At 68.5% G+C, this 14,555-nt stretch carries 15 protein-coding genes; 8 read left to right on the top strand and 7 right to left on the bottom strand.

The window, feature by feature from the left end:
* Positions 1 to 420: 420 nt before the first annotated feature.
* Entirely contained in the window at positions 421 to 744 is a 324-nt protein-coding gene (locus tag A5730_RS20720) for a putative quinol monooxygenase (RefSeq protein WP_067817412.1), read from the top strand.
* On the opposite strand, the gene A5730_RS20725 is transcribed toward A5730_RS20720, so the two are convergent.
* Positions 741 to 1,433 (bottom strand): guanylate cyclase, encoded by a 693-nt coding sequence (locus tag A5730_RS20725; RefSeq protein WP_067904689.1) that lies wholly within the window; start codon positions 1,431 to 1,433, stop codon positions 741 to 743. The genes A5730_RS20720 and A5730_RS20725 overlap by 4 nt on opposite strands.
* Before the next feature lie 69 nt (positions 1,434 to 1,502).
* Between A5730_RS20725 and A5730_RS20730 the strand changes: the two genes are divergently transcribed.
* Positions 1,503 to 1,712, top strand: a complete 210-nt coding sequence (locus A5730_RS20730; RefSeq protein ID WP_082946928.1) for a hypothetical protein — start codon at positions 1,503 to 1,505, stop codon at positions 1,710 to 1,712.
* Here A5730_RS20730 and A5730_RS20735 read toward each other — a convergent pair.
* Positions 1,664 to 2,488 carry an adenylate/guanylate cyclase domain-containing protein gene (locus A5730_RS20735; RefSeq protein WP_067904637.1) on the bottom strand — a complete coding sequence of 275 codons (825 nt, stop codon included), beginning with the start codon at positions 2,486 to 2,488 and terminating at the stop codon, positions 1,664 to 1,666. The two genes, A5730_RS20730 and A5730_RS20735, sit on opposite strands and share 49 nt — an antisense overlap.
* 127 nt (positions 2,489 to 2,615) lie before the next feature.
* Between A5730_RS20735 and A5730_RS20740 the strand changes: the two genes are divergently transcribed.
* The gene (locus tag A5730_RS20740; protein WP_067904638.1) at positions 2,616 to 4,022 is read left to right on the top strand and encodes a glucose-6-phosphate dehydrogenase; all 1,407 of its coding nucleotides are present in this window, start codon (positions 2,616 to 2,618) and stop codon (positions 4,020 to 4,022) included.
* A gap of 15 nt (positions 4,023 to 4,037) precedes the next feature.
* A complete protein-coding gene (gene gnd / locus A5730_RS20745) occupies positions 4,038 to 5,060 on the top strand; it encodes a phosphogluconate dehydrogenase (NAD(+)-dependent, decarboxylating) (RefSeq protein ID WP_067904641.1) in 1,023 nt (340 codons plus the stop codon).
* On the opposite strand, the gene A5730_RS20750 is transcribed toward gnd, so the two are convergent.
* Positions 5,061 to 5,924: an alpha/beta fold hydrolase gene (locus A5730_RS20750; protein WP_067904643.1), complete on the bottom strand. Its 864-nt coding sequence runs from the start codon at positions 5,922 to 5,924 to the stop codon at positions 5,061 to 5,063.
* A 111-nt stretch (positions 5,925 to 6,035) separates the two neighbouring features.
* On the opposite strand from A5730_RS20750, the gene A5730_RS20755 reads away from it, so the two are divergent.
* The 3 genes from A5730_RS20755 to A5730_RS20765 all read left to right on the top strand — a co-directional run bounded on the left by A5730_RS20755 (position 6,036) and on the right by A5730_RS20765 (position 8,768).
* Positions 6,036 to 6,509 (top strand): VOC family protein, encoded by a 474-nt coding sequence (locus tag A5730_RS20755; RefSeq protein WP_067904645.1) that lies wholly within the window; start codon positions 6,036 to 6,038, stop codon positions 6,507 to 6,509.
* Between the two features lie 111 nt (positions 6,510 to 6,620).
* Positions 6,621 to 7,526, top strand: a complete 906-nt coding sequence (locus A5730_RS20760) for an alpha/beta fold hydrolase (RefSeq protein WP_067904648.1) — start codon at positions 6,621 to 6,623, stop codon at positions 7,524 to 7,526.
* Positions 7,527 to 8,768: a WS/DGAT domain-containing protein gene (locus A5730_RS20765; RefSeq protein WP_067904651.1), complete on the top strand. Its 1,242-nt coding sequence runs from the start codon at positions 7,527 to 7,529 to the stop codon at positions 8,766 to 8,768.
* 2 nt (positions 8,769 to 8,770) lie between these two features.
* On the opposite strand, the gene A5730_RS20770 is transcribed toward A5730_RS20765, so the two are convergent.
* Complete coding sequence (locus A5730_RS20770) at positions 8,771 to 9,385, bottom strand: hypothetical protein (RefSeq protein ID WP_067904654.1); 615 nt, start codon at positions 9,383 to 9,385, stop codon at positions 8,771 to 8,773.
* Positions 9,382 to 11,013: a pyruvate, phosphate dikinase gene (locus A5730_RS20775; RefSeq protein WP_369829903.1), complete on the bottom strand. Its 1,632-nt coding sequence runs from the start codon at positions 11,011 to 11,013 to the stop codon at positions 9,382 to 9,384. Before A5730_RS20775 ends, A5730_RS20770 begins: the two co-directional genes overlap by 4 nt.
* 131 nt (positions 11,014 to 11,144) lie before the next feature.
* Here A5730_RS20775 and A5730_RS20780 point away from each other — a divergent pair, with 131 nt between their 5' ends.
* Positions 11,145 to 11,654 carry a DoxX family protein gene (locus A5730_RS20780; RefSeq protein ID WP_067904660.1) on the top strand — a complete coding sequence of 170 codons (510 nt, stop codon included), beginning with the start codon at positions 11,145 to 11,147 and terminating at the stop codon, positions 11,652 to 11,654.
* Here A5730_RS20780 and A5730_RS20785 read toward each other — a convergent pair whose 3' ends face one another.
* Both A5730_RS20785 and A5730_RS20790 read right to left on the bottom strand, forming a co-directional pair.
* On the bottom strand, positions 11,655 to 13,010 hold the full coding sequence (locus tag A5730_RS20785) for an HNH endonuclease signature motif containing protein (protein ID WP_067904663.1): 1,356 nt from the start codon (positions 13,008 to 13,010) through the stop codon (positions 11,655 to 11,657).
* Between the two features lie 69 nt (positions 13,011 to 13,079).
* Positions 13,080 to 14,444: a flavin monoamine oxidase family protein gene (locus A5730_RS20790; RefSeq protein WP_369829902.1), complete on the bottom strand. Its 1,365-nt coding sequence runs from the start codon at positions 14,442 to 14,444 to the stop codon at positions 13,080 to 13,082.
* Positions 14,445 to 14,555 lie beyond the last annotated feature (111 nt).

Here is a 14,555-nt window from a genome sequence, read left to right on the forward strand (position 1 = left end):
CCGCGCGACGCCCCCCCCCCCCCCCCGGAAGCGCCGCCCGTCCTGGTCGACGCCTTGGCCCCCGCGCCCCCGGCCCCGCCGGCGCCGGAATTGCCGCCTCCCGGCGATCCCGGAATTGCGAATCCCTAACAAATTGAATTCGCGAAGGCCTCAATCTATTGCGTGGCTATTAGACGCGTATAGGACACGCAAATAGGACGGGGCCTCGTGCGAAGTGAAATAGCTCCAATCGCACAGCAACTGTGAGCCAGGCCACTTTGCGCGGCGCTTCAGCGCTTCGCGATTAGCACGCAAGCAAACCGATAGTGCGCCCCGGGCATCCAATCAGATGCCCGGGGCGCACTTTGCTACAGGCCTGGAGGCTGTGGCGGTAGATAGGCTGGCGGGGCGCAGTTCACCAGAGCGAGAGCGGGGCCGGCCATGATCTTCATCGTCGTCAAATTCGAGACCAAACCGGACTGGACGGACCGCTGGCCCGATCTCGTCGCCTCCTTCACCGCCGCCACCCGCGCGGAGGAGGGCAACCTGTGGTTCGAGTGGTCGCGCAGCCTGGACAACCCCGCCGAGTACGTCTTGGTGGAAGCGTTCCGTGACGACGAGGCGGGCGGCGTCCACGTCAACAGCGACCACTTCAAGCGGGCAATGCGCGAGCTTCCCCAGGCGCTGAAGTCCACGCCCAAGATCATCAACCAGACGATCGACGCGGCGGGGTGGTCCGAACTGAGCGAGATGTCGGTCGACTAGCCGACTTCGCCTACGGTGACCGCGATTTCGTCGCCCAGCCGGTAGCCCGGCGCGAGCGGAAGCACATCACCGCTCCAGAACTTGCCCGGGTCGAACCAGTTCGTGTCCTTGTCGGTGTTGAGCAGTCCCATCTCCTCGTAGGTGATCGCCACCGTCTCCGCGCAATAAGCCGTCGAAAGGCTCATCTTGCGCTCCTCCCGACGGCGCCGGGTCTGCTCTCGAATCTTGCTGTCCACCACCGGGATTCCCCGCACCCAGTCGTTGATGGTGGGCAGGCGCCCACGGAACCATCTGCCGGTCAGCCGGGCGGTGGTGGGAAACGCCGTCCCGTCCATCCGCGCGATCACCCGCAGCAGCTTGTTCTCCTGGTCGCGGGTGGGGTTCGGCGTCAGCTGACGCAGCCAGCACCGCTGCTGGTACCGCTGGGTCCACTGCAGAACCGCCTGCTGCAGGTCGTTGAGTTGCACGCCGCGGTGGTTGGTGCCGGTCCACATGTCGACGAGCTTGTCGCCCAACTCCGCATGCCAGATCAACGGCGGCAGGTCGTCGATGGCCACCGTCATGCCGACGTGGTTCACCGGGGCGTTGGTCAACGTCTGAATCGCGCGGTCGGGCCGCGAGCGCCCGCGAAACAACCAAAGATCGCCGGTGCGAGTCTCGTTCAGGGCTTGATCGAGGGTCAGCGTCATGAGCGTGTCGATGCCTGTGTCCGGTTGCAAGAGCACACAAGTTAATCACAGCGCGCATACGCTGTGGTCATGCGCAGAGTGTGGAAGTGGGTTGGGCTGGCCGGCGTCGCCGGTGTCGTCGCCGGGGGTGCGCTGGTGGTTCGCGACCAACGCAAACGGCGCGCCTACACCGCCGACGAGGTCCGGTCCCGCCTGCATCAACGGCTGGCCGAATACGAGGCCGATGGCTTTCAGTCCAGATCGGGATCGGCCGGGGCTTCCACGGCGAACAGCGAATAAGTCCCCGAAAAGCCTTTCAGCTCAACCTCGCGGCCCTTGTCGAAACGGATGTCGTCACAGTCGGAAAGGGCGTCCCGCACGGGCTGACTCACCAAAATCTGGCCGCCGACGGCCTGCGCGGCCACCCGCGCCGCCATCGCGACGTTGCGGCCGAACAGGTCGTCGCCGCGGCGCACCGAGCGACCCATGTGGATGCCGATGCGAACCCGAATCTCCTCGTGCCGCTTGCGTTTTGCGTCCTTGCGCAGCGCACGCTGCAGGTCGACGCCGCACCGCACCGCTTGGTCGGCGCGGGAAAAGGCGATCATGAACCCGTCGCCCTGGCTCTTCACCACGTGACCGGAGCGCTTCTGCACCAGGTCCGACACCAGCTTGTCGTGAGCGGCAATGAGCTTGACCCAGGCCCGGTCGCCGATGCGCTCGTTGAGCGCGGTGGATTCCTCGATGTCGGAGAACAGGATCACCACCCGGCCGTCCGGCGTGACGCGGGCCAGGTCGGGCCGCTCCACCTCCGCCCAGTCGGCAAGGTCTTCGATCGAACTGCGTACGGCCGCGCCGAAGCCTTCCTTGCGCAGCAGGTTGGCGGTGTTCCACACCCGCTTGACCGCCTCGCGCCCACCGGACAGCAGCTGATTGCGCGCGTCGGTCCGGTGCCGCAACTCCTCGATCTCCTCGCGGCTGCGCACCAGCAGCCGCGCCAGCACGGCGAGCGCGACGGCCTCGATCCCGGCGATGCCGGCCAGCACGTAGACCGTGATATGCAGCGCGTCGCCCACGCAAGCATCCTGCCAAATACCGCGATGGCGTGAGGTTGTCGGGCCTCGGCGCGGTGTCTAGTGTTAGGTCCGACCGCCGCGGGTAGTGAGTCTTGGAAAGAGCCAACGACTATCGAAAGGTGCGGGCTTGGCTGACGGCGGTGACAACTCCTCGAACAAGCTGGTGATCTTCGGGATCACCGGCGACCTGGCGCGCAAGATGACCTATCGCGCCCTGTACCGCCTCGAGGCGCGCGACTTGTTGGACATCCCGATCATCGGCGTGGCCAGCGACGACATCCCACTCGAGAAGCTCGTCGAGCGGGCCCGCGAGGCCATCAAGGCGTCCGGGGAGAAGTTCGATGACGCGGTGTTCGACCGCCTCGCCGGCCGGCTGTCCTACCTGCACGGCGACGTCACCGACGAACAGCTCTACGGCCAGCTCGCCAAGAAGATCGGCAAGGACTGCCGCCCGCTGTACTACCTGGAAATGCCGCCGTCCTTATTCGCGCCCATCGTCGAAAACCTGGCCAAGGCCGACCTGCTGGAGTGCGCGCGCGTCGCGGTGGAAAAGCCGTTCGGCCACGACCTGGCCTCCGCGCGGGACCTCAACGCCCGGCTGCGCGCGGTGCTCGACGAGGACCAGATCCTGCGCGTCGACCACTTCCTGGGCAAGCAACCCGTCGAGGAACTGCAGTACCTGCGCTTCGCGAACAACGCCCTGGCCAAGGTGTGGGACCGCGACAGCATTTCCGAAATCCACATCACCATGGCCGAGGACTTCGGCATCGAGGACCGGGGCAAGTTCTACGACGCGGTGGGCGCCCTGCGTGACGTCGTGCAGAACCACCTGCTGCAGGTGCTCGCGCTGGTCGCGATGGAACCCCCGGTCGGTCCGAGCGCCGACGACCTGAACGACAAGAAGGCCGAGGTGTTCCGGGCGATGCCGGCCCTGGATCCGGAGCGGTGCGTGCGTGGCCAGTACCGCGGCTACACCGACGTCGACGGGGTGGCCAAGGATTCGCAGACCGAGACCTACATCGCGCTGCGCACCGAGATCGACAACTGGCGCTGGGCCGGCGTGCCGATCTTCCTGCGAGCGGGAAAGGCGCTGCCGGAGAAGGTCACCGAGGTGCGGATGTTCCTCCACCACGTTCCGGGGTTCTCGTTCCTGCCGAACCGCAGGCCACCCGAGCCCAACCAGATCGTGCTGCGCATTGATCCCGATCCCGGCATGCGGCTGCAGTTGTCCGCCCAGGTCGGCGACGGCTGGCACGACGTGCACCTGGATTCCTCGTTCGCCGAGGATCTCGGGGAAGCCGTGCGCCCCTACGAACGGCTCCTGTACGCCGCGCTCACGGGGGACCGGCAGCTGTTCGCCCGGGAAGATGCGATCGAGGAGACCTGGCGGATCGTGCAGCCCGTGCTGGACAAGCCGGGCCGGATCCACCACTACGACCAGGGCACCTGGGGACCCGAGGCCGCGCAGTCGCTGCTGCACGGCCACCGCAGCTGGCAGGAGCCGTGGCTGCCTAAGCAAACGTCGTCGAAGTAAGGAGATCGAGAAGAGATGCAGCTTGGGATGATCGGCCTCGGCCGGATGGGAGCCAACATCGTCCGCCGGGTCGCCAAGGACGGACACGAATGCGTGGTCTACGACCACAACCCCGACGCCGTCAAGGCGATGGCGGGGGAGGAGCGGACCACCGGGGTGTCGTCCCTGCAGGAGCTCGCAGAGAAGCTGACCTCGCCGCGGGTCGTCTGGGTGATGGTGCCGGCGGGGACCATCACGACGGGGGTCATCGACGAGTTGGCCAACACGCTGGAGGCCGGCGACATCGTCATCGACGGTGGCAATTCGTATTACCGCGACGACATAACCCATGCAAAGACGCTGTCGGACAAGGGAATTCATCTTCTCGACTGCGGCACCAGCGGCGGCGTGTGGGGCCGGGAACGCGGCTACTGCCTGATGATCGGCGGCCACGACGAGGCTTTCCTGCACGCCGAACCGATCTTCGCGAGCGTCGCACCCGGGGTGGACGCGGCGCCGCGCACCCCCGGGCGCGAAGGCGAGGTCGCACGATCGGAAAAGGGTTACCTGCATTGCGGGCCGTCCGGCGCCGGTCACTTCGTGAAGATGGTGCACAACGGCATCGAGTACGGGATGATGGCCTCGCTCGCCGAGGGGTTGAACATCCTGCGTAACGCAGACATCGGCAAGCACATCGAGCAGGGGGACGCCGAAACGGCGCCGCTGTCGAATCCGGAGTACTACCAATACGACTTCGACATCCCCGAGGTCGCCGAGGTGTGGCGCCGCGGCAGCGTCATCGGCTCGTGGCTGCTGGACCTGACCGCGAGCGCGCTGCGCGAATCGCCCGACCTCAAGGAGTTCTCGGGACGGGTCTCCGACTCCGGCGAGGGCCGCTGGACCGCCATCGCGGCGATCGACGAGGGAGTGCCGTCGCCCGTGCTGACGACCGCGTTGCAGTCCCGCTTCGCCTCGCGGTCACTGGATGACTTCGCCAACAAGGCGCTGTCGGCGATGCGCAAGCAGTTCGGCGGTCACGCGGAGAAGCCGGCCAACTAGCTAGTGCCGTTTGACGAACTTGACCACGGCGTCGCTGAACGCGTCGTTGTCGTCGCCGGCCGCCGTGTGCCCGGCGTTGGACAGCTCGACGAACTCCGCGCGGGGCACGGTGGCGAGGAAATGGCGGACCCCTTCGGGGCTCACAACGTCGGACAGCTTCCCGCGGATGAGCAGGACGGGAATCGACAGGCTCTTGGCGGCCTGCTCGAACTTCTCCGTGCGGAGCTCGGGATCGTCGCCGGGTTTGGTCATGAACGCCGGGTCCCAGTGCCAGTACCAGCGGCCATCGCGTAGGCGCAGGTTCTTCTTCAGTCCTTCGGGGCTGCGCGGCTTCTCCCGGTACGGCAGGTAGGCGGCGACGGCGTCGGCGGCCTCGTCGAGTGAGTCGAAACCGTCGAGGCCGCTGATCATGAAGTCGCGAATGCGGGCGCTGCCGCCCTTCTCGAAGCGGGGCACCACGTCGACGAGGACCAGCCGGGTCACGCTCGCCGGCCCGGCCCGGTGAGCGGCGAGGATCCCGGTCAGGCCGCCCATGCTCGCCCCGATGATCATCACCGGCCGGCCGATCGCGCCGATCACCTTCAACACGTCGGAGGTCAACGTGTCCACGTCGTAGTCGGCGTTGGGCGCGCGGTCGCTGTCCCCGTGGCCACGGCTGTCCAGCGCCACGACATGCAGGCCCTGATCAGCCAGGACTTGGCCGGTGTTCTTCCAGGAATGCCGGTTCTGGCCGCCGCCGTGCAGCATGAGCACGCTGGGCCGTCCCGCACCGTCGGTGCCGCGATTCCACTCGTCGGCGACCAGGGTGATCCCACCGGCCCCGGAAAACTCGACCGTCTCGGGGGTGCTGGTGACGGTGCTCATGCGACCTGACGTTACCTAGACCATTTCCAGGGTCGACGGCGCGGTGAGTTTTCGCCGTCGCCGGGGTCTGTCATGACGTACCGAACGAGCCGACAAGGAGGCCACGACCCCATGCCAGCGATCACCCCGTCGTTATGGTTCGACCACAACCTGCAGGAGGCGGCCGAGTTCTACACCTCGGTGTTCCCCAACTCGCACATCGAGGGATTCAACCGAACCACCGAGGCCGGACCGGGCGAACCGGGCACGGTCCTGTCGGGCAGCTTCGTGCTGGACGGCAGCCGGTTCATCGGCATCAACGGCGGCCCGCACTTCCAGTTCAGCGAAGCGGTGTCCTTCACCATCCACTGCAAGGACCAGGAGGAGGTCGACTACTACTGGGAGCGGCTGACCGACGGCGGCGAGGAATCGCAATGCGGTTGGTGCAAAGACCGCTTCGGGCTGAGCTGGCAAATCGTCCCCGACCGGCTCTACGAGCTGATCGGCGGCCCCGATCGCGCCCGCGCGGCGGCCGCCACCCAAGCGATGTACGGCATGCGGAAGATCATCATCGCCGAACTGGACAGCGCCGCCGCGCAGGTGTAGCGAAACTGCCTGCGGCATAGTCGCTTTGACTCCCAGGGGCATGCGGTCGGTGCGTCGTCGACCCGCACGCGTTAGGTTGGTCGGTGCGGACGCGCCGAACAGGGAGTCAATATGGGTGAACCAGGCTGGATCGACGTGCCCAGCCCCGCCGGGGACCTGAAGGCACTCACCTGGGGGCCGCGCGATGCCCCCGTCGCGTTGTGCCTGCACGGCTTCCCCGACACCCCCTACGGCTTTCGCAAGATCGCACCGCGGCTCGTCGACGCCGGGTGGCGAGTGGTGGCGCCGTTCATGCGCGGGTACGCGCCGTCGTCGATCGCCGCCGACGGCAGCTATCACGTAGGGGCGATGATGGACGACGCCCTGCGGGTGCGCGAGGCCGCGGGTGGCACCGACCGTGACGTGGTGATCGGCCACGACTGGGGAGCGATCGCCGCCACCGGCCTGGCCGCCATGGCCGACAGCCCCTTCACCAAGGCGGTGATCATGTCGGTGCCGCCCTCCGCGGCCTTCAGTCGCCGGAGCGGCGCCGCGGAACGCGGGCGACTGGCCGCGCACCTGGCGCGTCAAGTGCTGCGCAGCTGGTACATCATGTACTTCCAATTGCCTTGGCTGCCCGAACGTTCCGCGTCCTGGGTGCTGCCGCTGCTGTGGCGACGGTGGTCGCCGGGCTACCGCGCCGACGAGGACCTGCGCCACGTCGACGCGGCCATCGGGACGCCGGAGAGCTGGCGCGCGGCGCTGGGCCCGTACCGCGCCACGATCCGCAACACCCGGCCGCCGGCGCAATATGCCAAATTGAACGAGCTGTGGACCGCGGAGCCGGTCTGGCCGTGCCTATACCTGCACGGCCGCGACGACGGTTGCATGACACCGGCTTTCGCCCGCTGGGCGGAGAAGGTGTTGCCGCCCGGCAGCGAGGTGGCGATCGTCGACCACGCGGGACACTTCCTGCAACTCGAACAGCCCGACAAGGTCGCCGACCTGGTGCTCGGGTTCATCGGCTCAGCCGCCTGAATGGCCGCGCAGCGGATGGCCGCTGTCGATGCGCAGTTCTACTGGATGTCGGCCAAGATCCCCAACGACGAGTTCCTGCTGTACGCGTTCGACGGCGAACCCGCGGACTATTCGGCCGCCGTCGAGCAGGTGTTGGGGCGGGCCCGCGACTGCCCGGAGCTGGCTCTGCGGGTCCGCGATCGCGGCCCGCTGAGGTACCCGCAATGGGTGCCGGTGGCCGTGACGGCCGACCGGGTGGTGCGCCACGACCTCGAAGACCCGACGTGGGCTGGTTGCCTGGCGGTCGTCGTCGCCCTCGCCGCTGAACAGCTGGACGTCCAACGGATGCCCTGGCGGCTGCACGTTTTCACCCCTGTGCTGGGCGTCCCGGGCGTCACCGGCCCCGCGAGCGTGGCGGTCATGCAGGTCGCGCACGCGCTGGCGGACGGGGCGCGAGCGTCGGCCATGGCGGCCTGGCTGTTCGGCCGGCCGGATCCCGTGGCCGCCGTGCGACGGTTGCGGTCCGGTTTCCTGCCGTGGCGCGCCACCAGGGCGGCTCGGGCGCATCGCCAATTGACCCGCGACATTCGCTCCGGGGTGGAGGCCGCCGGCGCCGGCCCGCGGCCCCCGCTGCCGACGAACGCGCGGCCCGGGCCGGCCCGGTCGGTGCGAACGCTGGTGCGACACCGTTCGCAATTGCGCGGTCCCACCGTCACGGTGGGCGCGCTGAGCGCGGTGTCGACGGCCCTGTCCGCTCTCCTGGGTGATGCCGCCGACACCCTGGGCGCCGAGGTCCCGATGGCCAAACCCGGTGCGGCGCGGGCGTATAACCACTTCGGCAACGTCACGGTGGGCCTGTACCCGACGCTGGACGTCCAGACCCGCGAGGAACGGATCGCCGCGGAGCTTGCCAACGGACGGCGTCGCTTCGCCCACCCGGCGACGCGCCACGCCGACCGGGCCTTCGCCGCGGTGCCTGCATCCTTATTGCGTTGGGGCGTGGCCCAATTCGACTTCGACGCGCGCCCGTCTCAGGTGTCCGGCAACACCGTGCTGTCCAGCGTGAACCGCGGGGCGGCCGACCTGGCCTTCGGTGACGCCCGGGTGGTGCTGACGGCCGGCTACCCGGCGCTGTCGCCGGCGATGGGCCTGACACACGGCGTGCATGGCATCGGCGACACCATCGCGATCAGCGTGCACGCGGCCGAGACGGCCGTTTCCGACATCGATGCCTACGTTCGGTTGCTGGACGCGGCGCTCTAGCCCTATTGCGCGTCGCCGGATCGGGCCGCTTCCTCGCGCGTCAGGCCGACCGCGGAGATCAGCTCCTCGTGCAGCTCGAACCACACGGTGTGATACGAGTCCACGAGCGGCCTGGTCAGCCAGGCGGGATCACCGCCGCGGATTTTGCCCAGCGCCGCAGCAAGTTTCGTCGAGTAAGTGCTCAACCGCGGCAGCTGAGCCGCGGCCGCGTCGATGATCGGCAGCACCCGCTCGTGCACCTTGTCGAGCCGGGCCAGCACCGCGGCATCGTATTCCGCGTCGTCGTGAGTGTTGGCGCTGCCGCCCGGACCGCCCTTGAGCTGCCAATCGGTCACGAGGGACTTGAAATCGACGTTGACGGGGCGAAAGTCGTCGTAGGCGGCTTGCAGTGCGGCACGGTCGGCGCCGCGCCGCTCGTCGTCGAGCAGCGCCGCGAGCCGTTCGCGCCCGCTTCCGGTGATCCGCACCGTCGCGCCGTCGGCCAACAGGCCCGCGACGGTCAGCCGCTCGATGAGTTCGGTCACCTGGGCGGGGTCCTCATTCAACGTCGCGGCCAGGTCGGCGGGGCGCACCCGGCCCTTCAGCCGAACCGCTTGCAACACAGCCAGTTCGGTCATGACGCGGGCTTCTCCGTCAGGCGCAACGCGGTCAGCATGACGATCAGCGGGGTGGCCGAGACCACGTCGGTATGCCCGCCGTCCATCGCGGCCGCGACCGCGGCCTCCCCGGTGTCATCCAGGCGCGGGTGGTCACCGGAGGTGTGCGCGCGCAGCGGGCTGATTCGCCGCGCGATGTCGGCCAGCTCCCGCAATTCTGGGGTATCGCTCTCCGACCAGGCGGACAAGGTCAGATTGCCTTCGCGCACTTCGCCTTCGCCGCCGTCGACGGTGATCGACTTGCCGGCCAGCGATGCGGCGACCCCGCGGCCGCAGCCGACCACGGCCACTCGGCCGAGTTCGCGGCTCACGACGGCCGCGTGGCTGGCGGCGCCACCGACCTCGGTGACGATGCCTTGCGCGGCCAGCATGCCGGAGACGTCTTCCGGCCTGGTGTGGTCGCGCACCAGGATGACCGACTCGCCCCGCTCGGCGGCATCGAGGGCCTCATCGACGTCGGTATAGGCCGTGCCCGACGCCACACCCGGGCAGGCCGGCAGTCCCTTGGCCAAAAGCCTTGCCGACAGCCGTATTTCGGGCTGAAGGGCGGGTAGCAGCAGCGTCCGTACGTGCGCGGGAGTGACCCGCCGCAGCGTCTCGGCGTCATCGATGAGCCCCTCGTGCCGTAGCTGCAGCGCCAGTCGCACCGCGGCTTGCGCAGACCGCTCGGCGTCCCGGGTCTGCAACAGCCACAGCCTGCCCTCTTCGACGGTGAACTCGATCTCCTGCACGTCGGCGCCGAGCCGCTCCAACCTGCCCGCGGCGTCCAGTAACTCGTCGTAGACCGCCGGCTGTTCGTCGCGCAGGGCGGTGATCGGTTCGACGTCGACCGATCCGGACACCACGTCGTCGCCCTGCCCGCCCGGCAGCCATTCGCCGAACGGTGCGTTGTCGCCGGAGATGGGGTTGCGTGAAATGAAAGCGCCCGCACCGGAATTCGGGCCGAGATTGCCGAACACCATCGCCTGGACCACCACCGCGGTGCCGCTGAGATCGTCGACGCCGTGGTGGGCGCGGTAGGCGACCGCGCGAGGCGAGTTCCACGACGCGAACACCGCCTCGATGCCGGCGCGCAGCTGGGCATAGGGGTCGTCGGGCACCTCGTCCGGGCCGACGATGCGCCGGTACATGCGCTCGAAGCGCTGGCGGGTGTCGCGGGCGAACGCCGCGGTCCCGGCCGCGGCCAGCGCGCGCTCCACGTCGTCGTTGATGCCGAGGTCCAGGATCGTGTCCATCATGCCCGGCATAGACTGGGTCGCCCCCGAGCGCACGCTGACCAGCAAGGGACGCGGGCCCCGCCCGAACGTGCGCGACGTCTGCGCCTCCAGCCAGCTCATCCGGCGCAGCACGTCGTCCCAGATCGCGTCCATCGTGACCCGGGGGTCGGCGAGATAGCGCAGGCCGACCTCGGTGGTGATGCAGAACGCGGGTGGCACCGGCAGGCCGTGCCGGCGCATCGCCTCGATGCCGTGGCCCTTGTTGCCCAGCAGCTCTCGGGGGTGATTCGCTGTGCCGTCCAACAACACCACGGATTGCCCGTCGGAAGCGGACCCGGACGCGTCACGGTGGGCGCCGCTGCCTCGTGCGATACGAGCCGTGGTGCACCCCCTCGTGATCAGCTGCTGATGGCCCGGAACGCCCGCAATGGTCCCACACGGACGGGGACTGGCCGTTCGGCGCTCCTGTTGTCGGGTGAGCACCATGATCTAGGTTTGCAGGTATGACTCCCTACGACGTCGGGTTACTGATCCTGCGGCTGGTGTTGGGCGTGACGTTGGCCGCGCATGGCTACAACAAGTTCTTCGGTGGCGGCCGCATCCCGGGCACCGCGCGGTGGTTCGAAAGCATCGGCATGAAGCCGGGCAAGTTCCACGCCACCGTGGCCGCCACCACCGAGATGGCCGCCGGTCTGGGCCTGGCCGCCGGGCTGCTCACCCCGATCCCCGCGGCGGGCTTCGTGTCGTTGATGCTGGTCGCGGCCTGGACCGTGCACCGCGCCAACGGCTTCTTCATCGTCAAGGAGGGCTGGGAGTACAACCTGGTCCTGGCGGTCAGCGCCATCGCCATCGCCATCCTGGGCGCGGGAAAGATCAGCCTGGATTATGTGGTGTTCGGCCACAACTGGATGGACGGCTGGCGCGGCCTGCTGATCTCGGTGGGGCTGGGCCTGGCCGGCGCGATTGGCCAGCTGGTCATCTTCTACCGGCCGCCCGCTAAGCAGGCCGGTTAGCTAGGGGTCGTCTTCGTCCGCCATCAGGTCCTCGGGGTGGTGGAAGGAGTTGGTGCGCGGCTGCCCGCGGTCCAGATGGGGCGGCGGGATCCATTCGGTGTCGCCGTTGGCCCGCTTCCGGGTGACCCAGCCCTTCTCGAGGAGCCGGTGATGGGGCCCGCAGGCCAGGGTGAGCTGGTCGATGTCGGTCCGACGCGTGCCGGCCCAGTCCTGGACGTGGTGGACTTCGCAGTAGTAGCCGGCCACGTCGCAGCCCGGCGCCGAACAGCCACGATCCTTGGCGTACAACACAATTCGCTGCCCCGGCGAGGCCAACCGCTTGGTGTGATACAACGCCCGCGCCTTGCCCTTGTCGAAGATCGCCAAGTAATGATGGGCGTGGCGGGCGAGGCGAATGACGTCGGACATCGGCAGCAGGGTGCCACCGCCGGTGAGCGCCTTACCGGTGGTGGATTCGAGGTCTTTGAGCGTGGTGGTCACCACGATCGCCGCGGGCAGCCCATTGTGCTGACCGAGGTTTCCGCTGGCCAGCATCCCGCGCAGGGCGGCGTTGAGGCCGTCGTGGTTGCGCTGCGGCGCGGTGCGGGCGTCGCGCTGCACCGCGTCTTCGGGCGGGGCGCCGTCGATCACCGGCGTGTCGTCGTCCGGGTTGCACATGCCGGGCGCGGCCAGTTTGGCCAATACTGCCTCCCAGGTGGCCCGGGCCTCCGGCGTCAGCCACCCGCGCACCGGTGACATGCCGTCGCTGTCCTGGGTTCCCAGCGTCAGTCCGCGGCAGCGAGCGCGTTCTTCGTCGCTGAACCTGCCGTCGGGGTTGAGGTAGCAGGTCAGCCGGTCGGCGGCCTTGCGCAGGCTTTCCGGGCGCTGCTCGCCGGCCCAGCGGACCAGGTCTGCCTCGGCGGCCTCGCGGGTGGGGGCGTCGACCGAGCAGGGCAGCTCGTCGAAGAAGCGGTGGATGACTGCGATGTGCGATGCTCCGATGCGGCCGCCGCGCTGCGCATCCGCGGTGGCGGCATACCGCGGCGCCAGCGGCTCTCCGGTCAGCGTCTGCCGCGGGCCCAGGGCGTGCGCGTCCTTGATCCGGCGACCCGCCTCGCCGCGGCCGATGCGCAAGCGGTCCGCGAGGACGTGAGCGAACTTGCCGCCGAGTTCAGCCGGGGTGGCTTGGCACTCGATCTGGTTGATCAGCTGGTGGCCGGCCACCGGCAGCCGCCGCATCGCTCGTTCGAGATGTTCGAGGTAGGTAAAGCGTTCCGGGGTGGTCAGCACATCGTAGGAGTGCGCGCCGATGCGTGAGACGACCTCGCACAGCGCGGCGTAGTCCGCCGCCATCTCCTCGCGCGTGGTCGAACTCATGTTCGAATGCTACGTCGGCCTACCGACAAAACGTCGACCGCTGAAACGGAAGTGGCGCAAGTGATTTGGTCAGGCGACCGCGGCGGTCTCGGCTTCCCGGACCTCGGTCGCGGCGCGCTCGCCGGAGCGGATCGCGCCGTCGATCCACCCGCACATGATGGTCGAGCTCTCGGTTCCGGCCCAGTGGATGCGGCCGCAGGGCTCGCGCAGGGTGTAGCCGAATTCGGTCAGCACGCCGGGCGGCGCGTGGCCGATCATCCCGCCGCCGGAGTAGCGCTCGACGGTCCAGTTCTGCTCGTGATATTCCAAAGGCGATCTCGCCTTGTTGCCGAAGCGGTCGACCACCTCGCCGATGATCGCCGCTTTGCGCTCGGCCTCGTCGAGCTTCGTCAGCCGGCGCGCGGCGGGGCCTTCGGTGATGACGCACATAACCCCGGGGTCGCCGGTGTCGGTGCAGGCGTCGATCGTCAGGCTGGCCAGGGATCCCGGCGCGGCCGTTTGACCCGAGAGCCCGTCGGCGCGCCAGAACGGCTCGTCGTAAATGATGGACGTCTTGACGACCGCGCCGCTTGGCATGCGCTGGTGCAGCAACGCGCGGTCCACCGGGAGCATCGGCTCGTAAACGATCGAGGTGGCGATCGCGAGCGGAATGGCGACGATGACGCGACGCGCCCGCACCGTCAGGTCGGCCGCGGTGACGGTCACGCCGTCGGCGTCCTGGGCGATTTGCCGGACCGGCTGCGAAAGATGAAGCGCGTCAACCAATTCCGCGGCGATCGGGCGGTAGATGGCGCCCATCCCGCCGACGGGGCGGGCATCCTGCGAGCCCCCCTTGCCCGAGATCGCGAACGTGAGCCCGCCGGCCGACGCCGTCTGGAGCAACCCCCACAGCAGCGACGTCTCCGACGCCGCCGACGTGTAGAGGCCGGCGAAGGCCATGTCCAGCATCTCGGCGGCCTGCTTGGACGCCGTCTTGTTGTTGATCCATTCCCCGATGCTGATTCGGTCCCACTCCTTGGCCTTCTTCGCCTCCCACGGGGCCTCGCGCGGAATGGCTTTGCACATCTCCTCGATGGCGACCAGGCCGATCCCGAGGTTGGCGACGGCCCACGGGCTCATGGTCCACGGGATGGTTCCGCCGTAGCGGTGCTTCTTGCCGCCGACGATCATCATCGCGTCGCCGTCGTTGTGCTGCTTGTACTCCGGCACACCGAACTCGTTCATCAACGCATAGATGCGGTCCTGGCCCGGCCCGATCCACGCGCCGCCGCGATCGATCCACGTGCCGTCCGGGCGGTACTCGGTGAAGGTGCGGCCGCCGACCCGATCGCGCGCCTCCAGCAAGGCCACCGAATGGCCGGCCTGTTTCAGCCGCAGGGCGGCCGTCAAACCGGCGAATCCCGCTCCGACCACGCAGTAATCGACCTCTGACACGGCTGACTCCTCAACCTCGTTCCGCCCCAGCAGCAAACTACACCGCGGGCGGCGCCGGCGGTGGTGGGTTAACGCAGATTTCTGCGCCCGTTGGTCATAGGGTGCGGACTT

The sequence above is a fragment of the Mycobacterium sp. ACS4054 genome, from assembly GCF_001667275.1.
In the GTDB taxonomy this organism is placed as follows: Bacteria; Actinomycetota; Actinomycetes; order Mycobacteriales; family Mycobacteriaceae; genus Mycobacterium.